The 17449-nt window shown below is 72.2% G+C and carries 21 protein-coding genes; 10 read left to right on the forward strand and 11 right to left on the reverse strand.

Going from position 1 to position 17449, the window contains the following annotated elements; translation table 11 throughout:
* Nucleotides 1-1583: MDR family MFS transporter (locus DLJ58_RS28115; protein ID WP_244219161.1), on the reverse strand; the 1583-nt coding region annotated here is incomplete at its 3' end.
* Between the two features lie 110 nt (nucleotides 1584-1693).
* Here DLJ58_RS28115 and DLJ58_RS28120 point away from each other — a divergent pair.
* A complete protein-coding gene (locus tag DLJ58_RS28120) occupies nucleotides 1694-2272 on the forward strand; it encodes a TetR/AcrR family transcriptional regulator (RefSeq protein WP_124860784.1) in 579 nt (192 codons plus the stop codon).
* A 40-nt stretch (nucleotides 2273-2312) separates the two neighbouring features.
* Here the strand turns inward: DLJ58_RS28120 and DLJ58_RS28125 are convergent, their stop codons facing one another.
* Together DLJ58_RS28125 and DLJ58_RS28130 are read right to left on the reverse strand one after the other, a co-directional pair.
* Entirely contained in the window at nucleotides 2313-2822 is a 510-nt protein-coding gene (locus DLJ58_RS28125; protein ID WP_124860786.1) for a GNAT family N-acetyltransferase, read from the reverse strand.
* Nucleotides 2819-3040: a biotin/lipoyl-binding carrier protein gene (locus DLJ58_RS28130; protein ID WP_208741375.1), complete on the reverse strand. Its 222-nt coding sequence runs from the start codon at nucleotides 3038-3040 to the stop codon at nucleotides 2819-2821. Before DLJ58_RS28130 ends, DLJ58_RS28125 begins: the two co-directional genes overlap by 4 nt.
* A 221-nt stretch (nucleotides 3041-3261) precedes the next feature.
* Here DLJ58_RS28130 and DLJ58_RS35235 point away from each other — a divergent pair, with 221 nt between their 5' ends.
* A complete protein-coding gene (locus DLJ58_RS35235; protein WP_372433306.1) occupies nucleotides 3262-3336 on the forward strand; it encodes a 50S ribosomal protein bL37 in 75 nt (24 codons plus the stop codon).
* A 139-nt stretch (nucleotides 3337-3475) separates the two neighbouring features.
* Here DLJ58_RS35235 and rsrA read toward each other — a convergent pair whose 3' ends face one another.
* The 5 genes from rsrA to DLJ58_RS28160 form a co-directional block, all read right to left on the reverse strand.
* Nucleotides 3476-3763, reverse strand: coding sequence for a mycothiol system anti-sigma-R factor (gene rsrA / locus DLJ58_RS28140; protein ID WP_030336658.1), 288 nt, complete (start codon nucleotides 3761-3763; stop codon nucleotides 3476-3478).
* Between the two features lies 1 nt (nucleotide 3764).
* A complete protein-coding gene (locus DLJ58_RS28145) occupies nucleotides 3765-4589 on the reverse strand; it encodes a sigma-70 family RNA polymerase sigma factor (RefSeq protein WP_112583674.1) in 825 nt (274 codons plus the stop codon).
* A 234-nt stretch (nucleotides 4590-4823) separates the two neighbouring features.
* Nucleotides 4824-5441 carry an alpha/beta hydrolase family protein gene (locus tag DLJ58_RS28150; RefSeq protein ID WP_124860790.1) on the reverse strand — a complete coding sequence of 206 codons (618 nt, stop codon included), beginning with the start codon at nucleotides 5439-5441 and terminating at the stop codon, nucleotides 4824-4826.
* A gap of 51 nt (nucleotides 5442-5492) precedes the next feature.
* Nucleotides 5493-5885 (reverse strand): WhiB family transcriptional regulator, encoded by a 393-nt coding sequence (locus DLJ58_RS28155; RefSeq protein WP_124860792.1) that lies wholly within the window; start codon nucleotides 5883-5885, stop codon nucleotides 5493-5495.
* A 196-nt stretch (nucleotides 5886-6081) separates the two neighbouring features.
* A complete protein-coding gene (locus DLJ58_RS28160) occupies nucleotides 6082-6792 on the reverse strand; it encodes an SOS response-associated peptidase (RefSeq protein WP_124860794.1) in 711 nt (236 codons plus the stop codon).
* A 103-nt stretch (nucleotides 6793-6895) separates the two neighbouring features.
* On the opposite strand from DLJ58_RS28160, the gene aroA reads away from it, so the two are divergent.
* The 4 genes from aroA to DLJ58_RS28180 are packed head-to-tail and all read left to right on the forward strand — an operon-like array spanning nucleotide 6896 to nucleotide 11090.
* Nucleotides 6896-8197, forward strand: a complete 1302-nt coding sequence (aroA, locus tag DLJ58_RS28165) for a 3-phosphoshikimate 1-carboxyvinyltransferase (protein WP_124860796.1) — start codon at nucleotides 6896-6898, stop codon at nucleotides 8195-8197.
* Between the two features lie 55 nt (nucleotides 8198-8252).
* On the forward strand, nucleotides 8253-9329 hold the full coding sequence (gene rsgA / locus DLJ58_RS28170) for a ribosome small subunit-dependent GTPase A (RefSeq protein ID WP_091406102.1): 1077 nt from the start codon (nucleotides 8253-8255) through the stop codon (nucleotides 9327-9329).
* Between the two features lie 28 nt (nucleotides 9330-9357).
* Entirely contained in the window at nucleotides 9358-10176 is an 819-nt protein-coding gene (gene hisN, locus DLJ58_RS28175; RefSeq protein WP_124860798.1) for a histidinol-phosphatase, read from the forward strand.
* A gap of 59 nt (nucleotides 10177-10235) precedes the next feature.
* Nucleotides 10236-11090, forward strand: coding sequence for a hypothetical protein (locus tag DLJ58_RS28180; RefSeq protein ID WP_225855223.1), 855 nt, complete (start codon nucleotides 10236-10238; stop codon nucleotides 11088-11090).
* 82 nt (nucleotides 11091-11172) lie between these two features.
* On the opposite strand, the gene DLJ58_RS28185 is transcribed toward DLJ58_RS28180, so the two are convergent.
* A complete protein-coding gene (locus DLJ58_RS28185; protein ID WP_124860800.1) occupies nucleotides 11173-12372 on the reverse strand; it encodes a glycosyltransferase in 1200 nt (399 codons plus the stop codon).
* Nucleotides 12373-12596: 224 nt separating this feature from the next.
* Here DLJ58_RS28185 and DLJ58_RS28190 point away from each other — a divergent pair, with 224 nt between their 5' ends.
* The 3 genes from DLJ58_RS28190 to DLJ58_RS28200 all read left to right on the forward strand — a co-directional run bounded on the left by DLJ58_RS28190 (nucleotide 12597) and on the right by DLJ58_RS28200 (nucleotide 15047).
* The gene (locus DLJ58_RS28190; RefSeq protein WP_124860802.1) at nucleotides 12597-13595 is read left to right on the forward strand and encodes an SDR family oxidoreductase; all 999 of its coding nucleotides are present in this window, start codon (nucleotides 12597-12599) and stop codon (nucleotides 13593-13595) included.
* Complete coding sequence (locus DLJ58_RS28195) at nucleotides 13595-14386, forward strand: ATP-binding protein (protein WP_124860804.1); 792 nt, start codon at nucleotides 13595-13597, stop codon at nucleotides 14384-14386. The genes DLJ58_RS28190 and DLJ58_RS28195 overlap by 1 nt, the downstream gene beginning before the upstream one ends.
* A gap of 88 nt (nucleotides 14387-14474) precedes the next feature.
* A complete protein-coding gene (locus tag DLJ58_RS28200) occupies nucleotides 14475-15047 on the forward strand; it encodes a DUF5709 domain-containing protein (protein ID WP_112583682.1) in 573 nt (190 codons plus the stop codon).
* Nucleotides 15048-15054: 7 nt separating this feature from the next.
* Here the strand turns inward: DLJ58_RS28200 and DLJ58_RS28205 are convergent, their stop codons facing one another.
* Both DLJ58_RS28205 and macS read right to left on the reverse strand, forming a co-directional pair.
* The gene (locus DLJ58_RS28205; RefSeq protein ID WP_124860810.1) at nucleotides 15055-15708 is read right to left on the reverse strand and encodes a response regulator; all 654 of its coding nucleotides are present in this window, start codon (nucleotides 15706-15708) and stop codon (nucleotides 15055-15057) included.
* Between the two features lie 14 nt (nucleotides 15709-15722).
* Nucleotides 15723-16856, reverse strand: coding sequence for a MacS family sensor histidine kinase (gene macS, locus DLJ58_RS28210; protein ID WP_124860806.1), 1134 nt, complete (start codon nucleotides 16854-16856; stop codon nucleotides 15723-15725).
* A 119-nt stretch (nucleotides 16857-16975) separates the two neighbouring features.
* Between macS and DLJ58_RS28215 the strand changes: the two genes are divergently transcribed.
* Nucleotides 16976-17431, forward strand: coding sequence for an ATP-binding protein (locus DLJ58_RS28215; RefSeq protein ID WP_124860808.1), 456 nt, complete (start codon nucleotides 16976-16978; stop codon nucleotides 17429-17431).
* Nucleotides 17432-17449: the final 18 nt, after the last annotated feature.

Consider the following 17449-nt stretch of genomic DNA (forward strand, 5'->3'; position numbering starts at 1 on the left):
CCCCGGAGGAGGACGCCGAGGGCGACCTCGGCGTCCTCCTCCGGGGTGGCCTGCGGCGGCGCCTCGTTCGCGGTGCGCAGCGGGATCTCCTTGATGAACCAGGCGAGCACCGGGATCACGATGGTGAACAGCACCGCCCAGAGGAAGACGTGCGAGATGGCGTCGGAGAGACCACCGAGCACCGCCTCGCGCGCCTGGGCGGGCAGCTCCTTGAGCTTCTCCAGGTCCAACCCGGTGCCGGCCTCGCCGCCACCGAAGGCCCGACCGCCCTCGGAGCTGGCCAGCCGGTTGGCGAAGATCGCGCCGAACAGCGAGATGCCGAACGAACCGCCGATCGACCGGAAGAAGGTGGCCGCGCCACTGGCCGCGCCGAGGTCCTTCTGCTCCACGCTGTTCTGCGCGATCAGCATCGACGTCTGCATGAGGAAGCCCATGCCGACGCCGAGCACGATCATGTAGAGCGAGGACATCAGCTTGCTGGTGTCGGTGTCGAGCATGGACAGCAGCGCCATGCCCGCGGTCATCACCACACCACCGATGATCGGGTACGCCCGGTACCTGCCGTTGCGGGTGATCGCCCGGCCGATGACCAGCGAGACGACCAGCATGCCGAACATCAGCGGCAGAAGCAGCAGACCGCTGTTGGTGGCCGACGCCCCCTGCACGGTCTGCTGGTAGAGCGGCAGGAAGTTCATCGCGCCGAACATCGCGAAGCCGAGCAGGAAGCCGATCACCGAGATCAGCGCGAAGTTGCGGTTGGCGAAGAGCGCCAGCGGCAGGATCGGCTCCTGGACCCGGCGTTCCACCAGGCCGAACGCCACCAACGCGACGACGGCCAGCACGGCCAGGCCGAGGATCTGCGGCGACGTCCAGTCGTACTCGTTGCCGCCCCAGGTGGTGATGAGCACGATCGCGGTGATGCCGACCGAGAGCAGCCCGGCGCCGAGCCAGTCGATCCGGTGCTCGGTGCGGTACTTCGGCAGGTGCATGGTGGTGATCAGCACGAGCAGCGCGATTCCGCCCAGCGGCAGGTTCACGTAGAACGCCCAGCGCCAGGAGAGGTGGTCGGTGATGAATCCGCCGGCCAGCGGGCCGGCGACCATGGCGATGGCCATGATGCCGGCGATCATGCCCTGGTAGCGCCCGCGCTCGCGGGGCGGGACCAGGTCACCGATGATCGCCATCACGCCGACCATGAGGCCGCCGGCGCCGAGGCCCTGCACGGCCCGGAAGGCGATGAGCTGGACCATGCCGTCCTCTGGGCCGCCGAGCATCCCGGAGCCGGCCATGCCACAGAGGGCGGAGCCGACCAGGAAGACGACGACCGAGGTCAGGAAGACCGACTTGCGGCCGTAGAGGTCACCGAGCTTGCCCCAGATCGGGGTGGAGACGGTGGTGCCCAGGACGTACGCGGTAACCACCCAGGTGAAGTGGTTGAGCCCGCCGAACTCGCCGACGATCCGCGGTAACGCGGTGCTGACGATCATGTTGTCGAGCATCGCGAGCATCATCGCGATCATCAGCCCGAACAGCACGACCCGGATGTTGTTGGGTCGCGTGCCGGCCTGGGTTGCCTGAGTCATGGGTAAGCTCCCCCGAAGATTGCCGTACTTACTTGCCGCCCGGCTAGTCACCTTACTAGCCGCACGGTAAGTTGGGTACGAGTAACGGTCAAGCCATTTGGAGGGTTTGCGTGAGCGAGAGCACAGGCGGCGGAACGCGGGAACGGATCAAGGCCGTCGCGCTCGAACTCTTCACCGAGCAGGGGTACGAGAAGACCTCGCTCCGGGAAATCGCCGAGCGCCTCAACGTCACCAAGGCCGCGCTCTATTACCACTTCAAGAGCAAGGACGACATCGTCGCCAGCTTCGTCGAGGACCGGCTGGAGGGGATGGACGCACTGATCGCCTGGGCCGCCACCCAGCCCGCCACCCTGGCCACCCGACGCGAGCTGATCTCCCGGTACGCCGACACGATGTTCGACGGCACTCAGCCGTCGGTGATGCGCTTCTTCGAGCAGAACCAGACCGCGCTCAAGAGCCTCTCCTCCGGTAAGAAGATGCGCGGTCGGATGTTGGAGCTGGCCGACGCGCTCTGCCGAGGCGATGAATCCCCCGCCGCCCAGCTGCGCGCCGCGCTGTCAATCTTTGCGGTGCACACCAGCTGGTTCGCGGTCCGCGCGCCGCACATCAGCGACGACGAACGCCGCAAGCTCGCCCTGGAGGTGGCCGACGAACTGCTGGCCGCCATCGGCACGCGGCCCAACGCCTGACCGGGGTGATCGTGCCGGTCCGGGCTCGTCGGTTGCCGGCTCAGCCGCGCGTAAGCTCCAGCCGAAGGCCGAGCAGGTCCACACCCGGCAGCGGTGACCAGTCCTTCTCCGGCGAACGGACGAAGCCGCGCCGCGAGTAGAGCCGGTGCGCCGGATCGGCCATCCCGGCCCGGACGCAGATCACCACCGCCGTGCAACCCAGCCCGGCCGCCCGGTCGACACACGCCTCGACCAGTGCGGCACCCACACCCCGCCCCTGAGCGCCCGGGTCGACCGCGAGCATCCGGAACTCCGCCTCGCCCGGCCCGGCCAGCTCGGCGAACGGGGTGCCCGGCAGCACGAACGTGACCGACCCGAGCACCGCCCCGGTCACCTCGTCGACCGCGACCAGAACCTCGCCACTGGCGGCTCGGGTCGACACGTCGGCCAGCACCTCGCCGTACCCGTGCTCGCCCTTGAGCTGGCCGTCCGCCTCGTACGCGGCCACGGTCAGCCGGGCCACCGCCGGGAAGTCGACCGACTCGGCCGGACGGACCCGCAACCCGGTCAAGCGATCACGGCGATCAGGTCACCGTCCTGCACGACGTCGCCCTCGTTGACGACGAGCTTCTGGAGCACACCGTCGGACTCGGCGACGACCGGGATCTCCATCTTCATCGACTCGAGGATCACCAGGGTGTCACCCTCGGCCACCGTGTCACCCGCAGTGGCGACGACCTTCCAGACGTTGGCCACCATCTCGGCGCGGATCTCCTCGGCCATGTCCAGGCCCTCCCTCTTCGCGACGTGCCTGCCGATGTATCCAATCATGCGTCGACCGGCGATGGGCGGGCAGCGGCACAGCCGGGATGACAGGCCCGCCCTGGGGAAGGCGGCGGGTGTCGACCGCACTACCATCAGCGGGTCGGACCCGACGCCGGACCGCCGGTGGCCGCATCCGCGCCGAGGTCGTGCGCAGGACGGATCCGACCCATCACGAGGAGGTCAGCATGGCGAAGAAGTCCCGGAAGAAGAAGGCTCGTAAGAAGAACGCCGCGAACCACGGCAAGCGTCCCAACTCCTGAACGGGTCGACGGGCCGGTTGCCCGTCGCCGCTCAGCTCGACCCGGCCGAGGCCGGGTACACCGGTGGCCCGGGTCGACATCGACCCGGGCCACCGGTCTTGCCAGCTCGTGCCGACGCTCGGTCGGCCAGCTCAGACGATCAGTCGGCCAGCTCACGGGAGTCGCTGGTCTCGAAGACCACCAGCTCGGTGAGCTTGACCCGCAGCCGCTCACGCAGCTCATCCGGCGCGGTCTCGTTGCCACAGCAACGCGCCACCAACGCCCGCACCTCCTGCTCCAGCCCGTACTCGCGCAGGCAGGGCCCGCACTCGTCCAGGTGGTGCCGGATCAGCGAGCGACGTTCGTCGGCGCACTCCAGATCCAGGTAGAGATACACCTCCGCGAGCACTTCGCGGCAGTCCGTCTCGTGCGGCTCCCCACAGCTCACGTCACACCTCCCGGCCGGCAGCGGCAGTCGAGCCCTTCGCCGAGCGGGCCGCACTGAAGCCCCGCTCCCCGGCGTAACGCTCGAGCAGCTTGCGCAGATTACGACGGCCCCGGTGCAGACGCGACATCACGGTGCCGATCGGCGTGCCCATGATGTCCGCGACCTCCTTGTAGGAGAAGCCCTCGACATCGGTGAGGTAGACGGCCAGGCGGAACTCCTCCGGCAACTGCTGGAGGGCCTCCTTGACGTCACTGTCCGGCAGCCGGTCCAGTGCCTCCGTCTCGGCCGAGCGCAACCCGCTCGAGGTGTGCGACTCGGCCTCGGCGAGCTGCCAGTCGGTGATCTCCTCGGTGGGCGCCTGGATCGGCTGGCGCTGCCGCTTGCGGTAGGAGTTGATGTAGGTGTTGGTCAGGATCCGGTAGAGCCAGGCCTTCAGGTTCGTGCCCTGCTCAAACTGGTGGAAGGCCGCGTACGCCTTCAGGTACGTCTCCTGGACCAGGTCCTCGGCATCCGCCGGGTTGCGTGTCATCCGCAGCCCAGCAGCGTAGAGCTGATCGACGAATGGCATCGCGTCCCGCTCGAATCGGGCCCTGCGCTCGTCCGTCTTCTCGGTGGTCAACCGCACATCCCCTCGCGTCGGATGCTTTCCCGCCGAGGATACGCGCACGGACCTGCCCGCAGATTCACTTCCGGCCGGTGTGCCCGTGCTCACCGCACCCACCCCGCCCGGTCCCGCCGTCGCGGGCCACTCCGGGCCATCCAGCAGCCGCTTCAGCTGCCGGGCGTCCCGCTCGTCCCGTTCCAGGCTTCGTGTCTCGGTTGGCACCGGTCACCCCCTCACAGAAAAGTCGTCCGGGGGTAGTAACGCGAGATGACCACTGGGGCATTCCGGCCGGCCCTCCCCGTTCCTGGTCCCGGCCCCGACGGCGGCCGGCGCTGGGACCAGGAAGGGCCTGGGAGGACTGGTGTCACCGGCCCTGCTCGGGCCGGCGGCACCATCGGATGCAACGACCCGTGCGCGCGCCGGAAACGGTCGCCCCGGCGCGCCGGCCGCGACGGGTCAGCTGGCCGCCCAGCCCTGGGCGGACAGCCAGTCGCGAACGGCGGCGGCGGTGCCGGCCGGATCCCGGCGCAGGTCGTGCGTCTCACCGGGACGGCTCACCACCTGCACGGCCGGTCCCGGCTCCGGTGTGCCGAACGGATCCCGGTCGCCGTTCACGACCAACGTCGGCAGGCCGGTGCCCAGTTCAGCGGCGCGCGAGCGTTCCGGCCGGCCGGGCGGGTGCAGTGGAAAGGCCAACGCGACCACGCCGACCGCGCTCACCGCACGGGCCGTCCGACAGGCCACCCGTGCGCCGCTGGAACGCCCACCGACCACCACCGTCGGCACGTCGGCGTGCCGGGCACGCAGCTCGGCGAGCACCGCCGTCCAGGCCTCGTCGAGGTGACCTGCCGGTGCCGGCGCACGTCGACCGGCGACCCGGTAGGGCTGCGTCACCCGGACCACCGCCAGGCCGGCCGCCACCGACGCGTCCCGGACCGCGAGCAGGTCGGGCGCGTCGACGCTGCCGCCCGCGCCGTGCCCGAGGACGAGCAGGGCGGTTGCCGGGCGGACCGGCAGGTCGGTGTCGATCCACGCCGGACCGCGCGGGGTGTCGATCTCGTTGCTGGCTGGCACCGGCCTATTCTGCGCCGCCGGACGGGCGTCGGGTGCGAACCGGGCCGCCGATCAGCTCAGCGGGACCAGGGCGAGCAGGCGATCGCGCACCGGCGGGCCGGCGTCGTCGATGGCGTCCGGATCGGGTTCGACCTCGCCGCGCCAGGCGACCAGCATCGCCCGTCGTTCCCGCGGCGTGGTGCCGCCCCACACGCCGTGGCAGTCACCGACGTCAAGGGCCCAGGCCAGGCAGGACCCCTGCACGTCACAACTGCGACACAGCGCGACGGCAGCGTCCGCCGGCTCGTTCGGTGCCGGAAAGAATGTCTCCGGATCGACGCTCTGGCAGGCTCCTCTGGTGCGCCAAGCGTCGTCCTGTCGCCGTTCTCGCACGGCCCGCAGCAGTCGCGGATCTCGCCGCGCCGCTGCCACCTCGTGCGGGCGCGGCATACGTGCCCGTGTCATCCACCCACCTCCCCCGTGGGACCGGCAAAAGCTGTGGACGTCGTCCGCCCCGTGCGGACCGACAGCCACTACCGGCGCTGTGTTCTATCGCACTTCACAACACCGGGACAAGGGTCTGCCGGGAACATGACTGAACAGCCAGGAGACGAATCGCGCGGAACCCTGGCAAATCGGCGGCCGACAATGCACTGCGGCGTCAGAACAGGGTCAGCTCCTGCGGTGACACCGTCGGCGCCACCGCCACCCGCGCGGTCAGCTGTGGCCCGTCGTTACGAACGTCTCCCACCGCCGCACCCACCGGGCGGATCTCCAACCCCGCCAACTGCTCCGTCGACGCCGGAGTGAGCAGCCGCCCAGGCTCGTCGGTCGGTGCGAGCCACGACGACCACCGCTCGGGGGGCAGCAGCACCGGCATCCGGTCGTGCACCTCGGCCAGGTCGCCGAGCGCCGCGGTGGTCAGCACGCTGAAGGTGAGCCGGGTCTCTGCGTCGGACTCCCAGACCGACCAGATGCCGGCCAGCGCGAGCACCGAGCCGTCCCGGGGGGTCATGAAGTACGCCTGTCGCCCGCCGTCGGGCAGCCGGACCCACTCGTACCAGCCGTCCGCCGGGACCAGGCATCGGCGACGGGAGAAGGAGCCGGCGTACGCCCGGCTGGTGGCCACCGTCTCCGCCCGCGCGTTGATCATCCGGGCGGCTCCCGAGGCGGACCGGGACCAGTGCGGCAGCAGACCCCAGCGGCCGACACAGAGGCTGCGGTGCCCCTCCGGGCTGACCCGGACCAGCGGCACCGGGTCGGTCGGCGCGACGTTGTGGTCCGCCCGGACCAGGCCGTCGGAGTCGTCGGACGACTCGAACAGCGCGCTCAGCTCGCCGGAGCTCCGGGTCGTCGCGTACCTGCCGCACATGGGGCACACGCTAACGCGTCGGAGGCCCCGTCGGCTGTCCCGCCAACCGGGAGCACGAGCGCCGGGCGCCGCCGCCCGCCCGCCGACACGGCAGAATGTAACCGTGGGCAACCTGACCGCGACCCGGCCGCCGCAGCCGTGGACCGCACCGACCGCATCCGACCCGGTGGCGGCGACGCTGCGCCTGCCTGGTTCCAAATCGATGACCGCCCGGGCCCTGGTGCTCAGCGCGCTGGCCGCCGGCCCGTCGACGCTGGCCCGGCCACTGCGCGCCCGTGACACCGAGTTGATGGCCGCCGGCCTGCGGGCGATGGGCGCGCACGTCTCGATCAGCGACGACGAGCGCTGGCTGGTCCGACCGCACCCGCTGGCCGGCCCTGCCCACGTCGACGTCGGGCTGGCCGGCACCGTGATGCGGTTCGTGCCACCGGTGGCGGGCCTGGCCGACGGGCAGGTCACCTTCGACGGTGACCCGTACGTGCGCACCCGGCCACTCGGCCCGCTGGTCGGCGCGCTGCGCTCGTTGGGTGTCCGGATCGACGTCACCGGCACCGGCAGCCTGCCGCTGACCGTCCTCGGCACCGGCCGGATCACCGGCGGCGAGGTCGTGATCGACGCGTCCGCCTCCAGTCAGCTCGTCTCCGGGTTGTTGCTGGCCGCCCCGCGCTTCGACCGGGGCGTCGTGGTCCGCCACGTCGGCCCGCCGGTGCCCTCCGCGCCGCACCTTCGGATGACTGTGCAGATGCTGCGGGCCGCTGGCGCGGCGGTCGACGACAGCACCCCCGACGTCTGGGCCGTCGAGCCCGGCCCGCTCGCCGGGCGCGGCTGGGACATCGAGCCGGACCTCTCCGGTGCCGTGCCGTTCTTCGCCGCCGCCCTGGTCACCGGCGGCGAGGTCACCTTGCAGGGTTGGCCGCACAGCAGCGCGCAGCCGGTCGAGAAACTCCGCTCGCTGCTACAGCGGATGGGCGGTGAGGTCACCCTCACCACCAACGGGCTGACCGTCCGTGGCACCGGCGTGGTGCACGGCCTGACCGCCGACCTGTCCGACGTCGGCGAGCTGACCCTCGTGCTGACCGCGATGGCCATGCTGGCCGACTCGCCGTCGGTGTTCACCGGCGTCGGGCACATCCGTGGGCACGAGACAGACCGGCTCGCCGCGCTCGCGCGGGAGTTCGGCGGGCTCGGCGCGGACATCACCGAAACACCGGACGGGTTGGAGATCCGGCCCCGACCGCTGCGCGGCGGGGTCTTCCGCACCTACCACGACCACCGGATGGCGCACGCCGCCGCGGTGGCCGGGCTGGCCGTTCCGGGCATCGAGGTGGACGACGTGGGGTGTACCTCCAAGACCATGCCCGAGTTCCCGGCACTATGGTCAGCGATGGTGACCGGCAAGAGCTGACGCGAGAAGAGGACAGGTCCTGGCGACCAAACGGCGGGAGTACGACGAGGACGACGTGCGGGTCCGGCCCGGAAAGTCGTCGCGCCCGCGTACGCGCACCCGCCCGCAGCACGCCGACGCGGTCGACGGGTTCGTCATCGCCGTCGACCGGGGGCGCTACACCTGTGTGCTCTCCGGGGCCGAACGCGGCGTGGTCGGTGCCGAGCTGCCCACCGTCACCGCCATGCGGGCCCGCGAGTTGGGCCGCAAGTCGGTGGTGGTCGGTGACCGGGTCAGCCTGGTCGGCGACACCTCCGGCGCGGAGGGCGCTCTCGCCCGCATCGTCCGGATCGCCGAACGCCGCTCGGTGCTGCGCCGCACCGCCGACGACGACGAGACCACCGCCGAGGGCCGGCTGGAACGGGTCGTGGTGGCCAACGCGGACCAGTTGGTGATCGTCAGCGCGTTGGCCGACCCACCGCCGCGCACCGGGTTCATCGACCGCTGCCTGGTGGCCGCGTACGACGCGGACGTCGAGCCGCTGCTCTGCCTCACGAAGGCCGACCTGGCCGGGCCGGAGGAGGTGCTCGGCTACTACACCGAGCTGGAGCTGCCCTACGTGCTCAACCGCCCCGACTCCGACCTCGACGCGCTCCGCGCGCTGCTGAGCGGCAAGGTGTCGGTGCTGGTCGGGCACTCCGGGGTGGGCAAGTCGACGCTGGTCAACCGCCTCGTTCCGGACGCGCTGCGCGCGGTCGGCGTGGTCAGCGCGATCGGTCGGGGCCGGCACACCTCGACCAGCGCGGTGGCGCTGCGGTTGCCACCGGTGCCCGGGATCGACACCGACCCGGGCTGGATCATCGACACCCCCGGGATCCGCAGCTTCGGGTTGGCGCACGTCTCGGCCGACAGCCTGCTGCACGGTTTTCCGGACCTTGTCGAGGGCACCGTCGACTGCCCGCCGAACTGCCCCCACACGGCCGACGAGGCCGAGTGTGGTCTGGACGCCTGGGTGGCCGCCGGTAAGGCCGACCCGCGCCGGCTGGCCTCGTACCGTCGGTTGCTCGCCTCCCGGGCCGGCGAGGGTGACTCGCGCGGCGACAGCGACCAGCGCGGCCCCGGCGAGGGTGACCGGCGCGGCCCCGACGAGTGACCCGACGGGTGTGGGCTAGGTTGCCGGCATGACCGGGTACGCCGACGACCTCGCCCTCGCCCATCTGCTCGCCGACCGGGCCGACGCCATCGCCACGGCCCGATTCCGCGCGCTCGACCTGCGCGTCGAGGCGAAGCCCGACCTGACCCCGGTCTCCGACGCGGACACCGCCGTGGAGCGGGAGATCCGTGCCCTGCTGGCCGAGCACCGACCGGCCGACGGGCTGCTCGGTGAGGAGTACGGCGCGCAGTCGTCGGCCAACCCGAACGGCCGCCGGTGGATCATCGATCCGATCGACGGCACCAAGAACTTCGTCCGTGGCGTGCCGATCTGGGCCACCTTGATCGCGCTCTACGACGGCGACCTGCCGGCGGTCGGCGTGGTGTCCGCACCAGCGCTCGGACGACGCTGGTGGGCCAGCGCGGGTGCGGGGGCGTACGCCGGGCCGGGCCCCGCGGCCGGCGAGCGGATCGGCGTGTCCGCGGTGCGTGGGGTCGCGGATGCCAGCTTCTGCTACTCGTCCCTGAACGGGTGGGAGGAAGCCGGGCGGCTCGACGCCGTGCTCGATCTGATGCGGGACAGCTGGCGCAGCCGGGCGTACGGCGACTTCTACGGCTACATGCTGTTGGCCGAGGGGGCACTGGACGTGATGGCCGAGCCGGAGTTGTCGGTGTGGGACGTGGCGGCGCTGGTGCCGATCCTCACGGAGGCGGGTGGCACGGTCACGGATCTGGCCGGACAACCGGCCCCCGCCGGCGCTCCGGGCACCGACAGCAGCGTGGTGGCCACCAACGGTGTGCTGCACGCCGACATCCTCGCCCGCCTCGATCGACCAGCCGCGCGCTGACCCCCGGCAACCTCTATCCTCGCCAGGTGGTCTCCTCCGGTTGGTGTTTTCTCGCGGCGATGATCGTCGCGTACGGCTTCGCCAACCTGCTCCAGTCGGTGGCGGCGGCGCGCACCACGGTCCACCACACATTCGATCCGGGCCTGCTGCTGCGCCTCGCCGGGCACCGGACGTACCTGATCGGTCTCGGCTGTCAGATCGGCGGTTTCGTGCTCGCCTTCCTGGCCCGGCGGGACCTGCCGCTGTTCCTCGTGCAGGCCAGCGTGGCCGCCGGGCTCGGGGTGACCGCAATCCTCGGGGTGCTGGTGCTGAAGTGGCGGCTGCCGGCGGCGGAGGTGGTGCTGCTGGCGCTGCTCTTCGCGGGGATCACCGCGCTGGTGCTGTCCGCCCGGCCGGCGCCGTCGAAGCAGCTCGGCACCGCCGGTTCGATCGCCCTGCTGGTGGCGCTGGGCGTGATCGCGGTGCTCGGTTTCTTCGCCGTCCGGCTGCACGGGGCGCCGGGTTCGGTGGCCCTCGGCTCACTGGCCGGGCTGGCGTTCAGCTCGGCCGCGGTCGCCGCCCGGCCGCTGGCGTCCGCGCCGTCCGCCGAGGCGTTCCTCGCCGACCCACTGTTCTACCTGCTGATCGCCCACTCGATCGTGGGCCAGTTGCTGCTCGGTCTGGCCATGCAGCGCGGCTCGACGACCGCCGCTGTCGCCGCGATGGACGCCGCCGGTGCGGTGCCGGCCGCGATCGTCGGCCTGCTGCTGCTCAACGACAAGATCTGGCCGGGGCGGGAGTGGCTGGCCGCGGTCGGCTTCCTGGTGACCCTGGCCGCGGTCATCGGCCTGACCCGGTACGCCGAGCCGCAGCAACACCGCTCGGTGGCACGCCGTCGGGACCCCGCCATGGTCGGTGCCGGCCGGCCCGGCTGACCATCCGGCACCGCACCACGGCGACCTCGGCCAGCGCGGCCGGTCGGTGGTCGGCGCGACAAGGTGTCGCCGCACCGCCGACTCAGGCCTCGACCGGCTTGCGGCGGCTCACCACCCGTTCGTAGAGGCGCTCCAACGCACCGGCGGTCCGCTCCCAGGTGTAGCTGCTGCGCACCCGGTCCACCGCGGCGTGCCCGTAGGCGAACCGACCGGCGTTGTCGGCGAGCAGCCTGCGCAGCGACACTCCGAGTGCCCGTACGTCACCGGGGGGCACCAGGCGGCCGGTGACCTCGTCGACGACGGCGTCCGCCAGGCCGCCCATCGCGTAGCCGATCACCGGCACCCCGCAGGCCATCGCCTCCAGCGAGACCCGCCCGGCCGAGGAGTAGTGCGGCGTGCAGGCGACCACGTCGGCCGACCGGTACCAGGTGGCCATCTGGTCGTGCGGCACCGCCCCGACGAGCCGTACCTGGTCGACGACGCCGAGCTGTTCGGCCAGCTCGCGCAGCCGTCGTGCCTCGGCGTGGTTGGCCAACTGGTCGGCCGGCGGCCCACCGGCGATCACCAGCTCGGCGTCACCGACCAGCCGCATCGCCCGGATCAGGTCCTCCTGGCCGTGCCCGGCGGCCAGCGAGCCCACGGAGAGGATGCGGGGCCGCTGTTCGCGCGGTGCTGCCTCGCCGTCGGGGTGGAACAGGTCGATGTCGACGCCGGCCGGCACCAACGCGACGGAGCTGCGTTGCAGACCCATCCGGGTCAGCTCGTCGACCTCGTCGTTGGACTGGGCCACGGCGATGTCGACCGCCCTGGTCAATGCGCGCTCCAGCGTGATCCGCTGCCCCGGCCCGTCGTAGTGGCCGCCCAGGTGACGCAGCTGCTCGATGCCGAGCGAGTGGAACGTCTGCACCACCGGAACGTCGGTCTCCCGAACGGCGTGCGCGGCGGCCAGGCCACCGACCCAGTAGTGCCCGTGCACCACCTCGGGCCGCCAGGAACCCGACCACTCGTCGGCCAGCCACCGGCCGACCTCCGTCACGTACGGGATCAGCTCGACGGTGGGTAGCGGGGTGGGCGGGCCGGCGGGCACCTGGTGCACCTGGTAGCCGTCGACGTTCATCGTCGCCGGCAGCGTCGGGTCGTCGCGGCGTACGTAGAGCCGGACGTCATGGCCTCGCTCGGCCAGCTCGGCGGCGACCCTCGCGGTGTGCTGTCGGGTGCCGACCGGCGGGCCGTCGGCGTGGCGGTAGGAACTGGCGTGCGCGCAGACGAGGCCGACGCGCATGGGTCACCTCCCTGCGATCTTTCCTCGGCGGTGGTCCTCCCGGTCAGAGCGTCCCATTAACCCCGCGACGCTGAGCCGAAACCTGGCAGATCAGGAAGAGTCCGTGCGAGTGCCACCGACACTTGCGCCACGGCAAGCACAGGTGACACGCGACAGCACGGTTCGACGATGATCGACAAGCTGCCGTCGGTGTGACCAGGCCCGGCCGGGGGTACCGCTCAGGAATGCCGCTGACCCGCAGTCTCGACGATTCGACCGTGGTGATCACCGGCGCGTCCAGCGGCATCGGCACGGCGACCGCGTACGCACTGGCCCGCCGGGGTGCCGCCGTCGTGCTGGCCGCCCGCAGCGAGCCGGCCCTGCTACAGGTCGCGCAGCGGTGCCGGGAGTTGGGCGGCCGGGCGCTGGTCGTACCGACCGACGTCACCGACCTGGAGTCGGTGCGGAGGCTGGCCGAGCAGGCGGCGGCCGAGTTCGGCCGGATCGACGCCTGGGTGAACAACGCCGCGGTGAGCGCCGTGGGCCTGTTCGACGAGATCCCGGTCGCCGAGTTCCGCCGGGTGCTGGAGGTCAACCTGCTCGGGGCGGTGCACGGCATCAAGGCGGCACTGCCCTACCTGGGCGCCGCCGGTGGTGGTGTGCTGGTCAACAACGCCTCGGTGCTGGCCGAGGTGGCCATGCCGTACCAGTCGGCGTACAACGCCTCCAAGCACGGCATCCGCGGGCTGGCCGACACGGTGCGACAGGAGCTGCGGGTCACCGGTCGCGGTCACATCTCCGTCTGTACCGTGCTGCCGGCCACGATCGACACCCCGTTCTTCCGGCACACCGGCAACCACAGCGGCCGGGAGCTGATGCCGCCTCCTCCGATCTACCCGCCGGAGGTGGTCGCCGAGACCATCGTCCGGCTGCTGCGCCGGCCTCGCCGCGAGGCGTACGCCGGCGGCGCGGCGCGGCTGATCGGCCTGCAGTGGCGGCTGGCGCCCGCCCTGGTCGAGCGCACCCTCGGCTGGTACGCCCACCGCACCCAGTTCGGCCCGGGCGCCCGGGTGGACAGCAGCGGCAACGTGTTCCACGCCGATGCTCCGGCGCGCCAGGACGGTGGCTGGCACGGTCGGCGGCGGCAGTTGGTGCGGATGACCGCCGCGTTCGGTCTGGCCGCCGCCGGCACCGCTGTCGGCACCCTGGCGGCCATCAACCGCCGCTCCCGGTCGGACCGCTGATGGCCGATGTCGAGCGCCCGAATGCGCTGACCGTCACCGGCGCGCACAATGGGGCGATCATGTCGAGCTGTCTCGTGGAAGTCGACGAGTCGTCAGCGGTGGTCCGGCTGACCGGTGTGCTCGATGCCGCCAGCGCCGAGGCGGTACGAGGCGCGCTGCTCGCCCGTCTGCTGGCCCGGCCCGGCCCGGTGGTGGCCGACGTGACCGGCCTGCGGGTCGTCGACCCGACCGGGCGCGGCGTCTTCGCCGACGTACGCCGGGAGGTCGCCGACTGGCCCGCTGCGGACCTGCTGCTGTGTGACCCGGCGGTCGACGGGCCCGCCCATCCGGACGCCGCGCTCGCCGGAGTGCCGGCCTGGCCGACGCTCGACGGGGCGCTGGCCGCTGTGGCGGCGACGCCACTGGCGGCGGTGCTCACCGCCGAACTGGCTCCGGCGGTCGGAGCCGCCCGGCAGGCACGCGAGCTGGTCACCACTGGTTGCGAACGCTGGGGCATGCCGACGCTCACCGACCCGGCGTGCATCGCGATCACCGAGATGGTCAACAACGTGGTGGCGCACGCCCGGACCCCGATGACGGTTCGGCTGGCACCCCGGGAGACCACCCTGCACCTGGCGGTTCGCGACCACTCCCCGCGTCAACCGACCTTCGCCGGGATCTCCCCGCCGAACCGTGCCGGCGGCCGGGGCCTGCTATTGATCGACACGGTGACCCGTCGCTGGGGCAGCAGTGCCGTACCGGACGGCAAAGTCGTCTGGTGTGTGCTGCACCCCGACGACGAGGCCTCCTGACGGGGCTTTCGCCGTCGGCGCCCGGTTCGGCGACGTACCGCCGGGGGCCGCCCGGTTATGGCGGCAGGGCAGCGGGTAGTGATCAGACATGCGCGACAACGAGTACCCGACCCCCGTGTCCGACACCGAGGCGCAAGGCCTGCCCGACACCGCTGATGACGACTCGACCGCCAACGACGACGTCCTCACCGGGCGCGAGGCGGACGGCCCGGATCCGGCCCAACTGCCCGGCGACCGGACGCCGGTGGCGGTGGACCGGTTCGGCACGACCGCCGAGGAGCAGCTCGACGGTGAGTCGTTGGACTACAAGCTCGACCGCGAGGTCTACGAGCGCCCGGCGGACGACCCGCTGGCCGGCACCATCGACCCGAAGATCGCCTTCGAGGCGGACAACCTGGAAGCCGCGGCGGAGGCTCAGCTGGACGCCGACGTGATGGATCCCGGGCCGACCTCGGACCCGAACTCACCGGTCTCCCTCTACGACCACGGTCAGCTCGGCACGGTGGCCGACGCCACGGTGGGCCGGCTGGTGGAACCGGACGAGGGGTCGCACACCGACCAGGAGACCGACTCGGTGGCGTACGACGCCGGATCGGCCGGGGGCGGAGCGACCGCCGAGGAGCTGGCCATCCACGAGACGGAGCCGCCGCGCTCGGTCTGACGTCCGCTCAGTCGTCCAGACCGCGTTCGATCGCGTACCGGGTCAGCTCGACCCGGTTGTGCAGTTGCAGCTTGCCCAGGGTGTTCTGCACGTGGTTCTGCACCGTGCGGTGCGACAGGCCGAGCCGCTGGGCGATCTGCTTGTACGACATCCCCTTCGCCACCAGCCGCAGCACCTCCGTCTCCCGTTCGGTGAGCTGGGGCGTCGGGGGTTCGGCAGCGCCGACCGGGCCGGTCCCCCGCCCCGGTCCGGCGGCCAGCCGGCGGTACTCACCGAGCACCAGCCCGGCCAGGCCGGGGGTGAAGACCGTGTCGCCGGCCGCCGTGCGGTGCACCGCCTCCAGGAACTCGGCGGGCGCTGTCGACTTCACCAGGTAACCGGTGGCCCCGGCCTTGACCGCGTCCAGCACGCTCTGCTGTTCGCCGCTGGCGCTGAGCATCAGCACCCGTACGGCGGGCAGTGCCGCGCGCAACCCCAGGATCACCTCGACGCCGGAGATGTCGGGTAGTTGCAGGTCGAGGACGACGACGTCGGGCCGGGCGGCGGCGGCCACCCGGACGGCCTGTCGTCCCTCGCCGCTGGTCGCCACCACCAGGAAACCGGCCTCGGTCAGGTCGCGGGCCACGCCCTCCCGCCACATCGGATGGTCGTCCACCACCATCACGCGGATCGGGTTCACCGCGGTGACCTCGGCACGCTCAGCTCGATCTCGGTGCCCGCCTCGGGGGCGGAGACGATCCGAACCGTGCCGCCCACGTCGGCCACCCGGCCCCGGATCGACTGGGTCACGCCGAGCCGACCCTGGGCGGCCGCCTCGTCCAGCCGACCGTCCGGGATGCCCGGCCCCTCGTCACGGATCGACACGGTCACCGTCGCCCCCTCGTCCTCGATCAGCACCCAGGCCCGCCCACCGGCGTGCCGCCCCACGTTGTCCAGAGCCGCGCCGGTCGCGGCGGCCAACTCTCCGGCCACCCGTCGGGGCAACGGCACCGGGGTGGCCGGGGCGGAGAGCGCCACCGCCGCCGAGGCGTACCGGCCGAGCAGGGTCCGCAGGTCCACCGCCTCGCCGCCGTCCGGGAGGCTCGCGGCGGCCGGACCGGTGCCGGCGATCAGCGCCCGCAGGGCAACCTCCTGCTCGCCGGCCAGCCGGGCCAGCTCGCCGGCCTCCCCGGGCAGGTCGGCGCCGCGCCGTTGCACCAGCGCCAGCACCTGGAGCACCGAGTCGTGAATGTCCCGGGCCAGCCGCTCCCGCTCCCGGGTGGCGGCCTCCAGCTCCACCGCACGCTGCAACCGCTCCTCGGCGCTCACCGCGAGCCGGGCCACGTGCCCGACCACCACTCCGGCGAGCAGCATCAGGATCACCCCGGTGAACGAGGACTGGCCGATCCGCTCCCGGGTGGCCAGGTCCGCGCCGGCGACCAGCAGCGCGGCGACCGTGCCTCGCCGCCGGCCGCCGGAGACGGCCCAGGCCAGCACCGGGCCGGCCATCCAGGCCACCCCCAGGGTGGGTACGCCGTTGGTGAGCGCCGTCCGGCCGACCACCCACGGGGTGGCCAGCACGATGGCCACGACCACACCGAGGTCGGCCAGCAGCAGCGGCCAGCGCCGCCAGGCCGGTCGGGCGTACCCGATCGCGGTCGCGCCGGTCCAGGCGATCATCAGCAGGATCAGGGCGCCGACGGCGTACGGGTGGGCGTACCGGTCGGCGTCGCGCACCGCGAGCGCGCAGACGTACGCCAGGGAGGCCAGCCTGAACACGGTGAGGGCACGCCACAGCGGCACCTCGAACCCACCCGGCGGCGACGGCATGGCGGTCAGGATGCCACAACCGGGTCGGTGCACGGCGAGCAGCGAGTGCGGTTCGGGAAACCCTGACGTACGGTGGAAAAGCCGCGAAATACTCCGAGATGCGCCGCCGGGACGGGCCCATGACGAACGCAGACCCGCACGCACCGCGTACGGTTGTGCCCATCGAACCTGCCCTCCTGATCGCCGAAGCCTTTGACCAGGCCCAGGTGACCGAGATTCGACACTCGGTCACCTCCTGCGCGCATGCCTCGGGTCTCAGCGGCCAACGGCTGGACGACTTCGTGCTCGCGATCAACGAATTGATCACCAACGCGGTTCGGCACGGCGGCGGGCGCGGCTGGCTGCGGCTCTGGCACGAGTCGGGTCTGCTGGTCTGCGAGGTCGCCGATCACGGGCACGGGATCAGCCCGCAACGGTTGGGCGACCGCAGTCGGCCCGCCCCGGACACCGCCGGCGGCTGGGGCCTCTGGCTGGCCCGAGAGCTGACCGACGCGATGGAGGTCGTCACCGGCACCGCCGGCACCACGGTGCGCATCACCACCGGCGTCACCAACCACAAGCGCACCCCGCGCTGACCCCCCTCACCCGCCCTC

The organism is Micromonospora arida (assembly GCF_003857035.1).
GTDB lineage: Bacteria > Actinomycetota > Actinomycetes > Mycobacteriales > Micromonosporaceae > Micromonospora > Micromonospora arida.